The 15,459-nt window shown below is 74.4% G+C and carries 12 protein-coding genes; 7 read left to right on the top strand and 5 right to left on the bottom strand.

Annotated features, from left to right (window positions below; genetic code table 11):
- Positions 1-16: 16 nt before the first annotated feature.
- The 4 genes from ABZU52_RS15545 (at position 17) to ABZU52_RS15530 (ending at position 3,069) form a co-directional block, all read left to right on the top strand.
- Complete coding sequence (locus tag ABZU52_RS15545; RefSeq protein ID WP_354971714.1) at positions 17-511, top strand: CinA family protein; 495 nt, start codon at positions 17-19, stop codon at positions 509-511.
- 243 nt (positions 512-754) lie between these two features.
- Positions 755-1,189, top strand: coding sequence for a helix-turn-helix transcriptional regulator (locus ABZU52_RS15540; protein ID WP_354971713.1), 435 nt, complete (start codon positions 755-757; stop codon positions 1,187-1,189).
- A 198-nt stretch (positions 1,190-1,387) separates the two neighbouring features.
- The gene (locus tag ABZU52_RS15535; protein ID WP_354971712.1) at positions 1,388-2,260 is read left to right on the top strand and encodes a PspA/IM30 family protein; all 873 of its coding nucleotides are present in this window, start codon (positions 1,388-1,390) and stop codon (positions 2,258-2,260) included.
- A 23-nt stretch (positions 2,261-2,283) separates the two neighbouring features.
- Positions 2,284-3,069, top strand: a complete 786-nt coding sequence (locus ABZU52_RS15530; protein WP_354971711.1) for a hypothetical protein — start codon at positions 2,284-2,286, stop codon at positions 3,067-3,069.
- 107 nt (positions 3,070-3,176) lie between these two features.
- On the opposite strand, the gene ABZU52_RS15525 is transcribed toward ABZU52_RS15530, so the two are convergent.
- Complete coding sequence (locus ABZU52_RS15525) at positions 3,177-6,794, bottom strand: hypothetical protein (RefSeq protein WP_354971710.1); 3,618 nt, start codon at positions 6,792-6,794, stop codon at positions 3,177-3,179.
- Between the two features lie 165 nt (positions 6,795-6,959).
- Complete coding sequence (locus tag ABZU52_RS15520; protein WP_354971709.1) at positions 6,960-7,769, bottom strand: DNA-formamidopyrimidine glycosylase family protein; 810 nt, start codon at positions 7,767-7,769, stop codon at positions 6,960-6,962.
- A 116-nt stretch (positions 7,770-7,885) separates the two neighbouring features.
- Between ABZU52_RS15520 and ABZU52_RS15515 the strand changes: the two genes are divergently transcribed.
- Positions 7,886-8,335 (top strand): hypothetical protein, encoded by a 450-nt coding sequence (locus tag ABZU52_RS15515; RefSeq protein WP_354971708.1) that lies wholly within the window; start codon positions 7,886-7,888, stop codon positions 8,333-8,335.
- On the opposite strand, the gene ABZU52_RS15510 is transcribed toward ABZU52_RS15515, so the two are convergent.
- Positions 8,290-8,511, bottom strand: a complete 222-nt coding sequence (locus tag ABZU52_RS15510; RefSeq protein ID WP_238659894.1) for a CPCC family cysteine-rich protein — start codon at positions 8,509-8,511, stop codon at positions 8,290-8,292. The genes ABZU52_RS15515 and ABZU52_RS15510 overlap by 46 nt on opposite strands.
- Positions 8,512-8,557: 46 nt before the next feature.
- Entirely contained in the window at positions 8,558-9,358 is an 801-nt protein-coding gene (locus tag ABZU52_RS15505; RefSeq protein WP_354971707.1) for an SAM-dependent chlorinase/fluorinase, read from the bottom strand.
- A gap of 100 nt (positions 9,359-9,458) precedes the next feature.
- Here ABZU52_RS15505 and ABZU52_RS15500 point away from each other — a divergent pair, with 100 nt between their 5' ends.
- The gene (locus ABZU52_RS15500; RefSeq protein WP_354971706.1) at positions 9,459-10,025 is read left to right on the top strand and encodes a hypothetical protein; all 567 of its coding nucleotides are present in this window, start codon (positions 9,459-9,461) and stop codon (positions 10,023-10,025) included.
- Positions 10,026-10,174: 149 nt separating this feature from the next.
- Here the strand turns inward: ABZU52_RS15500 and ABZU52_RS15495 are convergent, their stop codons facing one another.
- The gene (locus ABZU52_RS15495) at positions 10,175-14,821 is read right to left on the bottom strand and encodes an ATP-dependent helicase (protein WP_354971705.1); all 4,647 of its coding nucleotides are present in this window, start codon (positions 14,819-14,821) and stop codon (positions 10,175-10,177) included.
- A gap of 178 nt (positions 14,822-14,999) precedes the next feature.
- On the opposite strand from ABZU52_RS15495, the gene ABZU52_RS15490 reads away from it, so the two are divergent.
- A complete protein-coding gene (locus tag ABZU52_RS15490; RefSeq protein WP_354971704.1) occupies positions 15,000-15,386 on the top strand; it encodes a hypothetical protein in 387 nt (128 codons plus the stop codon).
- The last annotated feature ends 73 nt before the right edge of the window (positions 15,387-15,459 follow it).

Below are 15,459 nucleotides of genomic sequence, written 5' to 3'. Positions count from 1 at the left end.
GGTGGGTGGTGCTGGGGTGGACGGGGTTGAGGTGGGCAGTGCGGCGGCGGGGGTCGTGCACCGGCTGGCCGAGCGGCATCAGACACTGGCCACCGTCGAATCGCTCACCGGCGGGTCGCTGGCCGCCTCGATCGTGAACATCGCCGGGGTCAGCGGGATCTACCGGGGTGGCCTCGTGGTGTACGCCACCGAGCTGAAGGCGACCCTGGCTGGCGTACCCGCTGACCTGCTGTCCGAGCGGGGGCCGGTGGACCCGGAGGTGGCGGCGGCGCTCGCCGAGGGTGGCCGGCAGCGCCTCGGCGCGGACTGGGGGCTGGCCACCACCGGGGTCGCCGGCCCCGAGCCGCAGGACGGCAAGCCCGTGGGCCTCGTCTACGTCGCGGTCGCCGGCCCGAACGGCGGCGCGGTCCGCCAGCTCGATCTGGGCGGCGGGCGGGACCAGGTCCGGGCGGCGGCGGTGGTCGAAGCGCTGCGGCTGCTCGCCGAGCGGCTGGTTGAGGCGACACCGTGAACGCCACGGCCAGAACCCCGCAGGCCCGGCCGGAACTGCTGCCGGGACCATTCGGCGCGGGGCGCACATGGGCGGCGCCGGGCCCCGGTGCGGCCGTCCCGGCGAACCGACGGGCGGGGCGGGATGTCGGCCGGGCCCGCAACGGGTACGGTTGCGGGAAGGCTCCGACGTTCGGGGTCGGCGCGGTTCGCCGCGACCGGCTGCCCAGCGCCGGGCGCGAGGTATCCCTCAGGGGGAGGTGCGATGATCCTGCTACGCCGGGTGATCGGTGACGCACTGCGAGCGCGCCGGCAGGGGCAGCAGCGCACGCTGCGTGAGGTCTCCACCGCCGCCAACGTCAGCCTCGGCTACCTCTCCGAGATCGAGCGGGGGCACAAGGAGCCGTCGAGCGAGCTGCTCGCCGCGATCTGCGACGCCCTCGGCGCCCGCCTGTCCGAGCTGCTGCGTGAGGTGAGCGACACCGTGGCGCTCGCCGAGCAGATGCCCGGGGTGCTCGTCTCGATGCAGGACGAGCCGGCCGACGCCGCGCCCAAGAGCACCAACCGGGGTGTCCGGCAGGTCACCTCCGACGGCACTGTCGCTGTCTCGGTCCGCCAGGACTCGCCGCTCAAGGCCACGCTGCGCAGCACCCGGGTCCGCCCGACCGAGCGCGACCGGGACGTGGTCTGCGCCGCCTGAGTCGCCGATCCGCTTGACCATGGGCGGGCTGGCCCCGGCCGCGTAGGGTTGCTCGCAGGAGCCGCCGGTGCTGTCGACCGCCCGGTACGGATGCCTCTTTGGCGTTCGGCTGGGACGATGGAGGCCGGCCGGTCACGGTCGGTCGGTTCAACCGGCCCGGCCGTGGTGCAGCGACGCTACTGAGGGGATACCACGGAGATGGCGAACCCGTTCGTCAAGGGTTGGAACTACCTGATGGCGCTCTTCGGTGCGAAAATCGACGAGCATGCCGACCCCAAGGTGCAGATCCAGCAGGCCATCGAGGATGCCCAGCGGCAGCACCAGGCGCTGGTTCAGCAGGCTGCCGCGGTGATCGGCAACCAGCGTCAGCTGGAGATGAAGCTGTCCCGGCAGATGTCCGAGGTCGAGCGGTTGCAGGGCAACGCCCGGCAGGCCCTGGTGCTGTCCGACCAGGCCCGGGCCAAGGGCGACGAGGCCGAGGCCGTGCGGTTCGAGCAGTCCGCGCAGACGCTGGCCAGCCAGCTCGTCTCCGCCGAGCAGGCCACCGAGGACCTGAAGACCCTGCACGACCAGGCGCTGGGTGCCGCCGCCCAGGCCCGCCGTGCGGTCGAGAACAACTCGATGATCCTCCAGCAGAAGCTCGCCGAGCGCACCAAGCTGCTCAGTCAGCTGGAGCAGGCCAAGATGCAGGAGACGGTGGCCCGCTCGCTGGAGTCGATGTCGTCGCTGACCGCGCCGGGCACCACCCCGTCGCTGGACGAGGTACGCGATCGCATCGAGCGGCGGTACGCCAACGCGATGGGTCGCGCCGAACTGGCCGGCAACTCCGTCGAGGGCCGTATGTTGGAAATTCAGAAGGCCACTATCGATTCGGCCGGCTCGGCCCGGCTGGAGCAGATCCGGTCCAGCATGGCGGGGGAGCAGCTCGGCGGCGCGGCCCAGCGACCGGCCGTGCCGCAGGCTGAGAAGACTGGCCCGGCCAACGACCCGACGGCCGCCGCCCGACTGGACGAGCTGCGCGCCAGCATGGCTCGCGAGCGGGGCACCGGCGACCCGACCGCCGCCGGCTGAACGACCGGACCGAGGAGGTCAGGGTGGCAGACGAGCGGACACGGTATTTCCGGAGGCTGGGCCGGCTGCGCCGGTCGGCCCGACGGTGGAGCGTGCTGGCCGGTGGGCTCGGCGGCGCGGCGGTGGTGCTGACTCCGTACGCCGGCCTTGGTCTGCCCGACGCGGCCTGGGCCGGCGCCGCGGGCAGTGCGGTGGCGCTCGCCGCCTGGCGCTGGATCGACGTGCGGGCGCTGGCCGCCCAGCCGGCGCCCCCCGCGCTGGAGCCCGCCGAGGCGGCTGCGCGTTCGCGGGCCCGGTTGGTCGCCGCCGTCGAGCGGCTGCCGGTCGGCCCGGGGGTGCTGGCCGAGGTGCGCCGGGTCCGTTCCCGGATCGCGCTGCGTGGCACCAGCGCGGGGGAGCAGTGGGCCCGACTGGACCGGGCGGCGCTCACCCTGGCCGGGATGGCCCCCCGTCTCACCGGGCTGGCCGAGCCGGCGGTGCTGGAGGCTGCCGCCGCCGACCGTTCGCTGCGTGACCTGGCCGCCAGGGTGGCCAGCGTGGAACGCGCGTTGCGGCTGGCCCCGGCCGACGCCCGGCCGCCGCTGGCCGAGGCGCACGCCGCACTGAACGCTCAGCTGGAGGGCGGGGTGGCGGCGTACGAACGGCTGGTGGTCGCCGCCGCTGGCTATCTGGCCGAGGACGCCCGACCGGAGACCGCCCACCCGGCCGCCGACCGGCTCACCGAGGCGACCGACCTGCTGCACGGGGTGGCCGGCGCCCTTGCCGAGCTACGGGCCGTCGGCACCCCGCTGCGCGCGCCGACGCGCTGACGGCGCACCCGAGACCGCCCGTCCGAAAGCTGACGGCGCACGGCCCCGAGCACCGCCCGCTCGACGCGCAGCGCACGCCCCGGGGCCGCCCGGCGACCCCGCGCGGGTCACGGTGGTGTCGTCACCACGACCGGCCCGGTGAACGGCGAGGTGCCAACGACGTTGAACGACCGGATCCGGTAGTGGTAGGTCACGCCCCGGGCCAGCCCCGTATTGGTGAAGCCGCGACCGGTCACCGTGAAGGTGGCCACCTCGTGGTCGAAGGCCGGGTCGAGCGCCCGCTGCACGGTGAAACCGGACCCCGGACCGCCGGGTGTGCTCGCCGCCCAGGCCAGGGTCACCGTCGCGGTGTCCGGCCCCGGTGCGCTGGCGGCGGCGCTCACGTCGGTGGGGGTGCCCGGCGCGGGTGGCGAGGTCACCGTGGCGACCGTCGACCACGCCGAGGCGGCGCCCAGGTAGGTGGTCCGCACCCGGTAGTAGTACGTGGTGTCCGGCGCGACGGTCGTGTCCAGGTGGTTGTCGCCGACCCCGATCGCCGTGGTGCCCGGGCCGCTGGTGAACGTCGGGTTGGTGGCCCGTTGCACGTCGATGCCGGTGGCGAACGACCGGTTCGTCCAGCGCAGCGCCACCCGTAACGGTGGGGCCGGCGGGAGCGTCGCGACCAGGCCGCTCGGCGCGGCGAGGTGCACCGAGGCGGGCACCCCGTTGGACCAGGCGGAGTAGCTGACCGCGTTCTCCGCCCGGATCCGGTAGTGGTAGGTCACCCCGGGGGTGACTGTCGCGTCGGTGTAGCGGGTGGCGGCGGCCGCGACGGTGATCGTGGTGACCTCACCGCCGAAGGTCGCGTCGGTGGCCCGTTGCAGCAGGTGGCTGGTGGCGGGCGGTCGCCCGCCGTTGCTGGTCCAGGCCAGCGCGATCGCGGGCAGGGCGGTGGCCGAGCCGGGCACCGGTGTGGCGGTCAGCCCGGTCGGCGCCTTCGGCGCCACCCGCAGCACCAGCGGTCGGCTCATCCCGCCGTCGCGGTGCCCGGCGAGCTGGCTGTGCCAGCGATACTCCCAACCCAGGTTGACGAGTTGGTTGACCACCGTGGCGGGTCGGCCGTCGGCCGGGCTGACCGGCGTTGAGCCGGTCCGCGCGCCGGCCGGGCGACAGGGGTCGAGCAGCCGGACGCTGTCACCCAGCTTGAACGGCAGCGCCGGCGCGACCGGGCGCAACGCCACCACCACGTCCTCCCGGGGGTTGACCCGGACGATTCCCTTCCAGCCCAGCTCGTTGCCGTGCGGGAGGCGCAGCGTGCCGTCCCAGCCAACCCGGTTGATCACCTGGAGGTCGCAGCCGCCGACCTGCACCGGTTCGGTCTGCCGGACGTTGCCGCTGATCCGCCAGAGCTGCGTGCCGTCGGTGGGGGCGCCCACCGGCACGGCGGGGTCGGTGGCGAACAGGACCTCGGTGACCGGGTCGGTGGCACCGAGCGGCAACGTCGTCGGGTTGAGCGGCCCGGCGTGCGGATGTCCGACGCCGAGCCGGCCCGCCAGTCGGCCGTGGTCCGGCTCGAAGATCTGCTGTACGGCCTTGACCGTGATCGGTAGTGTCACCGGGCCGGTGTTTGCGGTCGGCGTGAACGTCACAGTGCTGGCGTGCACCGGCACCGTCGTCTGCGCCGCGGTCCGGGTCCCGAACGCCCTGTCGTACGCCGGCTGCGGGACGATCGGCGCGCGCTGGCTGGCCGCGTACGCCAGGGGTAGCCGTTCGCGCAGCCGGTTCAGGTCGTACGGCGGGGCCGGCGCCCCGGTGACCCGGAACTGGAGCAGGGTGCGGGTGTTCGGGCCGTACCCCGGTTCGGTCCGGGGCGGGCCGCCCTCGGCGCTGCGGTCCGGGGCGTCGGTGTGCTGGTCGTAGCGGGGATCGAAGCCGGGCAGCGGGGCCGGGGCGTCGTTGTACAGGATCAGCGTGCTACCCGGTGGCACGGCGGAGAAGTCGACAAGCACGTCGGCCCGTTCGCCCGGAGCGAGCAGCACTGTGTGCCCGTCGACGTTCAGCACGGTCGGGTCGAGTCGGTCGTAGCGGTAGCCGATCGGTCGGTTCGGCAGCACCACCGGCGCCGGCAGGAGGCCGGCCTCGTTGCCGATCTGGATGAACTCCGGTCCGGCCGCGCGCGGGTCCGGCACGCCGCCGTCGCGTCCGTCGATCGGCCACCCGGCCGGACGGTCCGCCGCGCGTGCGGCGGGCACCATCGGCACCTCACCGGCGTCGGGGTCGGCGAGCGCCCCGTCGGCCGTCCACATCGCCGCGTCGGAGCAGGCGCGGTAGAGCTGGAGGTTGAGGCTGCGGTCCAGGCAGGCGTTGAGGATCCGGAACCGGTACGCGCGCGGCCGCACGTCCAGGTACGGGTAGGCGACGCCGTTGACGAGCGGGGTGTCGCCGTACGCCTCGGGGACGGCCGAGGGGTGCGGTACGCCGGGGCTCAGCGGCGGCTCGTCCGGCGCGCCGACCGGGTCGTGGTACGGGTTCGGCACCCACCCGTCGGCGCGGCCGTGGTCCGGGGCGGAGGTGTGGGACCACGGGCCGTAGTCCCACCGGCCGGTCCGGTTGCGTCCGCCGGTCCGGTACGGGTTCTGCCGGGGTTGGTAGACGTGCGGGTGCCAGAGGCTGCCCCGGGCGCCCCAGCGTTCCCGGTCCCAGGTCGGGTCCTCGGCGGCGAGTTGGGTGTCGTCCGGGACGAACGTCTTGTCCTCGATGACCAGCGGCAGCTGGTCCGCCGGTAGCACCGCGTCGGCGACGAGCTGGTCCTCGGCCGGGTCGGTGAGCAGGTAGAGGGCGAGCTGTCCGCCGTAGACGGTGAGCCGGGCCAGGCCGAGGGTGTTGTCGTGGAACCACAGCAGCCGGCCGCTCTGCTCGTTCGGGAAGTAGAGAGTGGTGGCCCCGGCGCCGGGCTGCGGCATGTCCGGCACGTGGGCCAGCCCGGGCCCGGTCGGGTACGGGGTGATCTCCCCGGCCGGGGTGATCCACTGCCCGGGGTTGCCCGCGCTGGTCCAGCCGGTCTGCGCCCCGGCCAGGTGCAGCACGGCCCGGTTCTGCGGGTACGGTGCCGGCCCGTCCAGTGGGCCGAGGCCGGCCCCCTCGATGGTGTCGTCGACCGGCAGGAACAGCTCGCCGGCCCGACCGGTGGGGAGCTGGTTGATGAACTTCACCCGGACCGGTCGACCCCGACGGGCGAGGATCATCGGCCCGAGGTGCCAGGGCCGTTCCGGGGGCACCACCGTGTTGTGCCCGGCCGGGTCGGTGCCCAGGTTGAGCTGCCGGTAGCCGCGCAGCCGGGTGGCCGGCAGGTCCCGGTGCAGCCGCTGGGCGTACTCCTGGAGGCCGATCTCGTAGTAGTCGCAGCCCGGGTAGCTGATCGTGTCCGGCGCGGCCACCGGCAGCTGGCTGCCGAGGTCGCCGCGGCCCTGCTGGCCGGGGAGGGGAAGCGGGTCGACGAACTTGCGCAGCCCGGTCCCGGCTGCCACCTGCCCGTCGGGGTCACGGGTCGGGCGGGGGCTGTGGGCGAAGTTCGGCACCGGGCCGAAGTAGCGGGGTACGACGGCCGGGTCCAGGCTCGGCGTCGACGTGGCCTCCTCGGTGGTGCGCGCGGCCGGCACGGACGCCACCCGGCCGTTGGCGCTGGCGTCGGTGTCGCGGGGGGTCCGCTCGAAGAAGGTGGAGCGGAGTCTGCGGAACATCGCCATGACTCTCCCCGGTTCGGGGGCGCGAGGTCGGCCACCCCGGCGTGGGGACCCCGGCACTCTGCTGACGGTCGGTGAGCGCTCAACCGCAGCATGCGACTCCGGCGGCCAGTTAGGAATTACCCAATCGTCCGTTTCTGCGATGGGTTTCGTTCGACCAGAGCCTGGTCAGCCGGATGGCGGCGGAACCGGGTGGTCGGGCTGGCACACCGGGCACCAGTAGGTGACCCGTTCGCCCAGCTCCTCCTTGCGGATGGCGGTGCCGCAGCGGCGGCAGGGCTGGGCGCGGCGGCCGTACACGTAGCTGGTCTGCCCCCGGTGCAGCGAGCCGGTGCTGCTCTGCGTCCACCGACCACGGTTGGCGGCGAGCAGCCGCTGCGCGAGAGCCACCAGGCCCGGCAGGTCGGGCACCCGGCCGACCGGCGTCCACGGTGACACGCCGCGCAGGAACAGCACCTCGCACTTGTAGAGGTTGCCCACGCCGGCCAGGTTGCGCTGGTCGAGCAGCGCCTCACCGATGGTCTGCTCCGGGTGGTCGGCGAGCCGACGGACCGCCTCGGCCGGGTCCCAGTCCGAGCCGAGCAGGTCGGGGCCGAGGTGGCCGACCAGGTGCTCCTCTGTTGCGGTCGGCACCAGGGTCAGCTCGTGCAGGTGGTAGCCGACCGCGACCGCGCCGGGGCTGCGCAGCACGACCCGGATCAGGTGTGCGGGTCGGCCGCTCCAGCGTTCCCCCGGGGCGTACGCCCGCCAGGCGCCGTCCATCCGCAGGTGGGAGTGCAGGGTCCAGTGTTCTTCGCTCGGGGCGCTGAGCCGCAGCAGCAGGTGCTTGCCCCGGCTGGCCGACTCGCGGACGGTCCAGCCGGTGAGGTCCGTGGTGGCCAGCTGTGGGACCCGGAAGTCACTGCCGGTGATCCGCGCGCCGGCCAGCGCGCGGTGCAGCACGCGCGCGGTGTTCCAGACGGTGTCGCCTTCGGGCACCCTGCCATCCTCCCTCTTTCGAGCACGATTCGCATGTGTCGTTATTTGTACACAGGTTCCTCACCATCTCCTGATATGCGAAGGTCGGGGGGTCCTGCAGCGCGGTCGCCGAGGGGATGCTGCTGACGGCTCCCCGCACCCTCGCCCGACCGGCCACCCGGGTCCGCGCCGAGATCAGCGCCGCGGTCCCCGCCGGGGCGACAGTGGAGGCGCAGGTCCGCGGCTGGCGGGCCGCCTGCTGGACGGAGTGGCGGGCGGCCACCGTCGGCGCGGTCTTCGACCGGCCGGTCACCCGGGTGCAGACCCGGGTGGTGCTCACCGCCCCCGATGGTGGCGCCACCGCGACGGTACGGGACGTGCGGCTCACCGCCGACGCGAACGCCGCCGTGTCCGCCGCCACGCCCGGCCGCACCTACCGGGTGTACGCCACCCGCATCGACCTGGCCGACGGCACCTTCTGGGACGGGTTGCGGCTGACCACCAACGCCCCGCGCTCGCCCCGTCGGGCAACCCGGCAACGTCAGGGGCGCTCGTCGGGGCGAGCCGCGCGCACCATGTCCTGGTAACGCGGGTGGCTGGCACCGTAGACGGCGTAGTTGAGACGGGCGTGCGTGAGGCTCAGGTCGCCGTTGGGACCACCCCGGACGGCGTCGGCGTCGGCGTCGGTCTGGCCGTCGTCGGTCCAGAAACAGACGGGGCAGGTCCCCCCGCCGGTCCGAGACGCACAGCAGGGACAGCCCACAGGAACCACATGCTCACCCACCGGAGAAGCATTCCACAGTCGAACATCAGCCCGAAACCCGCAGGAGGTCTCCCGAAGATGCCGCGAGGAGGTCCGCGGCCCGCCCGCCGTTGACCGCGACCGCGACCAGACCGGCCGAGTCGACGTACGCCACCAGGCCACCGGCCGGGGCGTCGCCGAAGGTCCGCCCGTGCACCGCCGTAAGGGCTGGCGCCGTTCCCGGCGGACCCACCCGAAGCATGGCCGGCAGCGGATCGAGCAGCTCGGCCGGTGCGGCCAGTTGGACGTTGCCGAAGTGGTCCACGGTCAGCACCTCGGCGGTGAAGCCCTCGGCGTCCCGGGTCACCGTCGGGGTCGGTAGCCGCACCAGCCCGGCCGGGTCGACAGCTGGGCCCGCCTCGGCGAGCGGCGCGCCGAGCGCCAGCCGGGCCGCCACCGGCGCGAAGACGTCCCGGCCGTGGAACGTGTCGGACACCCGGGCGGCCAGCCAGCGCGGTTCGGTCAGCTCGACCGCCTCGGTCACCCCACCGAGCGCGGCGGCGGCGTCCAGCAGCAACCCGTTGTCCGGGCCGACCAGCAACCCGCCCGGGGTGGCCAGCGCGACTCCCCGCCGGGCGGTGCCCACGCCCGGATCGACCACCGCCACGTGCACTCCCACCGGCAGGTACGGCACGGCCTGCGCCAGCACGGCGGCGCCCCGCCGGACGTCCCCCGGCGGCACCAGGTGGGTCACGTCGATCACCCGGGCGGCCGGCGCGATCCGGGCGACGACCCCGTGGCAGGCGGCCACGAAGCCGTCGGTGAGGCCGTAGTCGGTGGTCAGCGAGATCCAGGGCACGGCGGACATGCCCGCAGGCTAGTGGAACCGGGTGTGCTGGCGGATACGGGACAGCGCAGTGGCCGACCGGCCCCTCCCGCCGGCCGATGACGTTGGGCAGACTGCCCTGGTGACAACTCGGAACCTGCAGGCAGTCGGAACCCTGCTGGTCGCCGTCGCCCTCAGCGCCGGCTGTGGCAGTGACGACGACGGCAGCCCGAACGCGACCCCAACCGCCTCGTCCGAGGCGGCCCCGCCCGCGTCGACGCCCCCGGCTTCGCCCAGTGTCGACGCCGCGACCTCGCCGTCCGCCGCCGCGCAGGGCGCCACGCAGGGCACCACGCAGCGGCGGCCGGCCAGCCCGCCGCCGGTGGTGCTGCCCAAGCGTCCGGCCACCGCCCCCGGGGCGAAGCAGGTCGTCGAGGCATTCCGGGCCGCCGGCCTGAAGGTGCCGCACCCCAAGGACCGCTCGGTCGACTGTGGGCCGGACGGCCTCGGCCTGGGCTGTTCCGAGCTGATCGCCACCGACGCCGTTACGGTCTACGTGTTCCCGGACGAGACCAGCGCCAGCGACATCGCCGAGACCTGGGGCAGCCAGTCGTACCAGCGTGGCGCGGTGGTGCTGAACTACCTGGAGGCGAAGACGCCGGCCGCCGACCGCCCGCGCTACGAGAAGGTCCTCGACGGCCTCCGCTGAGACGCCGGCGTGGCCGGGGGCGTTGCGTTCTCTTGACTGTGATGTCTGTGAGTCATCGTGATGACTCACAGACATCAGGCTCTGTGCGGGATTGGCCTCGGCGGGGCCTTGGCTGGCCGGTTGCGTATCGGGCGTCCGGAACTGGCGGGTCAGCCGCGCAGGCGTAGGCCGCGGGGGGTGGCCCGAAAGCCTGCGGTGGTCAGCGCGTCACGCAGCGGCGAGGAGTGCACCGCCTCGCCGTCGGCCCGCTCCACCGACATCGCGCCCAACGCCCCGGAGTGCACGGCGTCGGCGAGCGCCTTGCCGGCCGCGGCGAGCGTGTCGGTGTCGTCGGTGAAGGAGAGCAACGTTCGGCCGCCCCGTTCGACGTAGAGGACGAGGTCACCGCCGACCTGCACCACTAGGGCGCCCGCCTTGCGGCCGGCCCGGTGCCCGGTCGCCGGGGCGGCCCCGTCGCCGGAGTCGACCACCCGTTCCGGCCAGGGCAGCGCCGCGCCGTACGGGTTGGCCGGGTCGGTCGCGGCCAGCACGGTGGCCACCGCACCTCGGGCACCGTCGGTCGGCTCGGCCAGCGCGCGCAGCCGGTCCACCGCACCGGGTACGGCGAACTGCGCCGCGCCGAGCCCCTCGACGAAGTAACCCCGGCGGGCCGCGCCGCGCTCCTCCAGCGCCGACAGCACCGGGTAGACCGCCGAGAACCCGCCGACCACCTGCTCGGCCATCACCGCGCCCCGGGTGACCACCCCGTGCCGCTCCAGCAGCAGGTCGGCGAGCGCGGCGGCCCGCCGGGTCGGGTCGAGGTCCCGGTCCGGGAGACGTGACCAGCGGCCGGCGACCGTCGGCGGACCACCCCGGGTCGGCAGCGCCACCCGACCGGGCCGCCGGTAACGGGTGCGGGGCGCGGACGGCCGGGAGCGGTGGGCACCGCCGGCGCCGAGCACCGCGCGCAGCGGGGCGAGGGTGTCGTTGGTGAGGTGGCCCGCCCAGACCAGATCCCAGATCACCCCGGTCAGCGCGGCGTCGTCGGTCGAGCCGACCCGGTCGGCCAGCGGGCGGAAGAACAGCGCCTGCCCGTCGCCGAGCGCGTCGAGCACCGCGTCGTGCAGCGGGGTACGGGTCAACGCCTCGTCGGGCGGCGGAAGCAGCAGCGGCGCGGCGTCCGCGTACGCCAGGGTGACCCAGCCGTCACCCCCGGAGATCGCACCCGACCCCGCCCAGAGGACCTCCCCGCTCGCGCACAGCTCGTCGAGCTGGGCGGGGGAGTAGTCCGCGACCCGGGCGGGCAGCACCAACCGTTCCAGGGCGGACGCCGGCACCGCCGCGCCCTGCAATTGCTCCACGGTGGCGGCGAGCGCCTCCACACCCCGGGCGGACGAGCCGACCTGCTGCCAGCGGGGCAGGAACGTGGCGAGGGCCCGGGGCGGCACCGGCTCGATCTCCCGGCGCAGCGCCGCGAGCGAGCGGCGGCGCAGCATCCGCAGCACCTCGGCGTCGCACCACTGGGCGCCGGCGGAATCCGGCGTGAACTCTCCGGAGACCACCCGACCGGTGGCGCCGAGCCGGCGCAGCGTCTGCTCGACGACGAACACGCCGAGCCCGAACCGGGCCGCGCAGGTGGCCGCCGCGAACGGCCCGTGGGTGCGGGCGTAGCGGGCCACCAGATCACCGAGCGGATCGGCCACCGGGGCGAGGTACGCCTCGGCCACCCCCATCGGCAGCGCCACGCCGAGCGCGTCGCGCAGGCGGGCGGCGTCCTCGACGCCCACCCAGCGCTGCTCGCCCGCGATCCGGACCCGCAGCACCCGCCGGGTCGCCTCCAGCTCGCTGAGCCAGGTCTCCGGCACACCACGCTCGGTCAACTCGGCGTCGCTCAGGTCACCGAGCACCCGCAGCAGCTCGACGACGTCCTCGGCGTCGCGGGGCCGGCGCTGCTCGGTCAGCCAGCGCAGCTGCCGGTCGGTCTCGGTGAGCACCGCCGGGTCGAGCAACTCCCGCAGGTCGACCCGGCCGAGCAGCTCACCGAGGAGGGTGGAGTCGAGGGCGAGCGCGGCGGCGCGGCGCTCGGCGAGCGGGGCGTCGCCCTCGTAGAGGAACGCGCCGACGTAGCCGAAGAGCAGCGACCGCGCGAACGGGGACGGCGCGCTGGTCTCCACCTCGACCAGCCGCACCTTGCGGGTGGCCAGGTCGCGCATCAGCCCGGCCAGTGCCGGTTGGTCGAAGACGTCCTGGAGGCACTCCCGGGCAGCCTCCAGGGTGACCGGGAAGTCGGCGTACTCGCGGGCGACGTCGAGCAGTTGCGCGGCGCGTTGCCGTTGCTGCCAGAGTGGCTGGCGGCGGCGTGGGTCGCGGCGCGGCAGCAGCAGTGAGCGGGCGGCGCACTCCCGGAACCGGGCGGCGAAGAGAGCGGACGTGCCGACCGACTCCTCCACCAGCTGGGTGATCTCGTCCGGCTCGAAGACCACCACGTCGGCACCGGGGGGCTCGTCGGCGGTGTCCGGAAGTCGTACCACGATGCCGTCGTCGGAGGGCATCACCTGGGCGTCCACCCCGTACCGCTCGGCCAGCCGGCGGCCCACCGCGAGGGCCCACGGCCCGTTGACCCGGGCACCGAGCACGCTGTGCACGGCCAGCCGCCAGTCACCCAGCTCGTCGCGGAACCGTTCGACCACGACGGTGCGGTCGTCGGGCAGCGAGCGGGTGGCCTCCCGCTGCTCGCGCAGGTAGGCCATCAGGTTGCCGGCGGCCCAGTCGTCCAGCCCGCCGTCGCGCAGCGCGGCCAGGGCCGCCTCGTCGGTCTGTCGCAGCAGGGTGCGCACCCGGGCGCCGATGGCCCGGCCCAGCTCGACCGGGCGGCCCAGCTGGTCGCCCTTCCAGAACGGCATCCGGGCGGCCTGCCCGGGGGCGGGCGAGACCAGCACCCGGTCGGGGGTGATCTCCTCGATCCGCCAGGAGGAGGAGCCGAGCAGGAAGACGTCACCGACGCGGGACTCGTAGACCATCTCCTCGTCCAGCTCGCCGACCCGGGCGGCCCGCTCGGCGCCGGCCAGGAAGACCCCGAACAGGCCCCGGTCGGGGATGGTGCCGCCGCTGGTCACCGCGAGTCGCTGCGCGCCGGGGCGGCCGGTGAGCAGGTCGGTGGCGCGGTCCCAGACCAGTCGGGGGCGCAGCTCGGCGAAGGCGGTGGACGGGTAGCGGCCGGAGAGCATGTCCAGCACGGCGTGCAGTGCCGAGTCGGGCAGCTCGGCGAAGGGCGCGGCCCGGCGGACCAGCACGGCCAGGTCGCCGAGCGGCCACGGCTCCAGCGCCACCATCGCGACGATCTGCTGGGCCAGCACGTCCAGTGGGTTGCGCGGGTAGTGCAGCTCCTCGATCGCGCCGTCGATCATCCGCTCGGCGACCACCGCGCAGGAGAGCAGGTCACCGCGGTGCTTGGGGAAGACCACCCCACGGGAGATGGCGCCCACCTGGTGCCCGGCCCGGCCGACCCGTTGCAGCCCGGCGGCCACACTCGGCGGCGCCTCGATCTGCACCACCAGGTCGACCGCGCCCATGTCGATGCCCAGCTCCAGGCTGGAGGTGGCCACCACCGCCGGGAGCTGGCCGGACTTGAGCGCCTCCTCGATGTGCTTGCGCTCCTCCCGGGAGACGCTGCCGTGGTGGGCGCGGGCGATCACGGGTGCCGCGCCGGCGGCCGCACCGGACTGCGCCATCACCTCGGCCGGTGGCCGGTTGCGCACCGGACCGGCCGGGCCGCCCCAGCGCTGCGCGTCGCCGGCCGGGTCGGCGTCGCCCGCGGGCAACCCTTCCGGTACGCCGATCGCGTGCTCGCTCGACGCGGCGGCCACCGCCTCGGCGGCCAGCTCGTTGAGCCGGGCGCAGAGGCGCTCGGCGCTGCGGCGGGAGTTGGTGAAGACGATTGTCGAGCGGTGCTGCCCGATGAGGGTGAAGACCCGCTCCTCCACGGCCGGCCAGATCGACGCCCGACGTGGACCGGGGCCGCCGAGGTCGTCCTCCGGTGGCTGCTCCTGCTCGTCCAGGCGGGTCATGTCCTCCACCGGGACCTGCACGCTGACCTCGATGGTCTTCGGGGTGGCCGGCTGCACCACGTCGACCGGGCGGGCGCCGCCGAGGAACTGCGCGCAGGCGTCGATCGGCCGGACGGTGGCCGAGAGGCCGATGCGCTGCGCCGGGGCGGGCAGCAGCTCGTCGAGGCGTTCGAGGGAGAGGGCGAGGTGAGCGCCGCGTTTGCTGCCGGCCACCGCGTGCACCTCGTCGACGATCACCGTCTGGATGCCGCGCAGCGAATCGCGAGCCGCGGACGTGAGCAGCAGGAACAGCGACTCGGGCGTGGTGATGAGGATGTCGGGCGGGGTGCGGGCGAAGGCTCGCCGCTCGTCGGCGGGGGTGTCGCCGGTGCGCATGCCGACGGTGATGTCGGGCGGTGCGACGCCCAGTCGGGTGGCCGCCTGCCGGATGCCGGCCAGCGGGGCGCGCAGGTTGCGCTCCACGTCGACGGCGAGGGCCTTGAGCGGGCTGACGTAGAGCACGCGGCACCGCTGACGGGCCTCGGTCGGGGCCGGCTCGCGGGCCAGCCGGTCCAGTGACCAGAGGAAGGCCGCGAGCGTCTTGCCCGAGCCGGTGGGCGCCACCACGAGGGCGTTGCGGCCGGCGGCGACCGACCGCCACGCACCGGTCTGCGCGGCGGTGGGCGCGGCGAAGGCGTTGTCGAACCAGGCACGGGTGGCCGGGCCGAACCCGGCGAGCACCGCGCCGGCGTCTGCGTCTGCCCCGGTCACCGGTCCATCGTGCCCCGCCGGTCCGACATCGACGAACGAGCTCACGACGAAATGAGCCAGCAAAAGGCAAAAAGCGTTGAACGTGCGCTTAATACGTTAAGTCTCACTTAACTGCTTGCTTCTAAGGAGCAACATAAAGTAACTTCACTCGCAACGCGACCCGGGGTGAGGGGATTTGATGGCCGGCGAGCAGCGCACCGTCGAACCGGGCACTGACGTGTTGATTCGCAAGGTCGACAGCCACCTCGCCGCGCTCCGCGCCGGCCTGCACGGCCCCGAGCTCGAGCTCGCCGAAGGTCTCGCCCGCTGCCTGCGCGAGCTGGTCCTCTGCACCGCCCAGGCCAGCGCCGCCGACCGGGGTCAGGTCCGCGTCGCCGTCCACTACTTCGTGCTGCGTCGCGAGAGCCGCGGCCGCTTACTCCCGGTGCGGTCGCTGACCGCCGCCGAGCGCGTGGTCGATCGGGTCGCCCGCCAACTCGGCCGCCCCGACCTGCTGGCCGACCTCCGTCGCACCCGCCCCACCCCGGACGACGCCCAACCCCTCAACAACGCCCTCCTGCACTAACCCACCCCCCACCCCGCACGGTTGATCAAGAGGTTTGCGTCAAAAACGCGGGCGCGGATGACGCAAACCTCTT

Origin of the sequence: Micromonospora sp. NPDC005220 (assembly GCF_040607895.1) — a bacterium.
Taxonomy (GTDB): Bacteria; Actinomycetota; Actinomycetes; order Mycobacteriales; family Micromonosporaceae; genus Micromonospora.
The sequence above is the reverse complement of the archived record's forward strand: the minus strand, read 5'-3'. Positions and strand labels throughout refer to the sequence as shown.

What these genes read in the sequence shown, in the direction of transcription:
- ABZU52_RS15505 (WP_354971707.1), bottom strand. Translation starts at nt 9,358, where the DNA reads ATGTCCGCCGTGCCCTGGATCTCGCTGACCACCGACTACGGCCTCACC.
- ABZU52_RS15515 (WP_354971708.1), top strand. Translation starts at nt 7,886, where the DNA reads ATGCTGCTGACGGCTCCCCGCACCCTCGCCCGACCGGCCACCCGGGTC.
- ABZU52_RS15540 (WP_354971713.1), top strand. Translation starts at nt 755, where the DNA reads ATGATCCTGCTACGCCGGGTGATCGGTGACGCACTGCGAGCGCGCCGG.
- ABZU52_RS15490 (WP_354971704.1), top strand. Translation starts at nt 15,000, where the DNA reads ATGGCCGGCGAGCAGCGCACCGTCGAACCGGGCACTGACGTGTTGATT.
- ABZU52_RS15525 (WP_354971710.1), bottom strand. Translation starts at nt 6,794, where the DNA reads ATGGCGATGTTCCGCAGACTCCGCTCCACCTTCTTCGAGCGGACCCCC.
- ABZU52_RS15535 (WP_354971712.1), top strand. Translation starts at nt 1,388, where the DNA reads ATGGCGAACCCGTTCGTCAAGGGTTGGAACTACCTGATGGCGCTCTTC.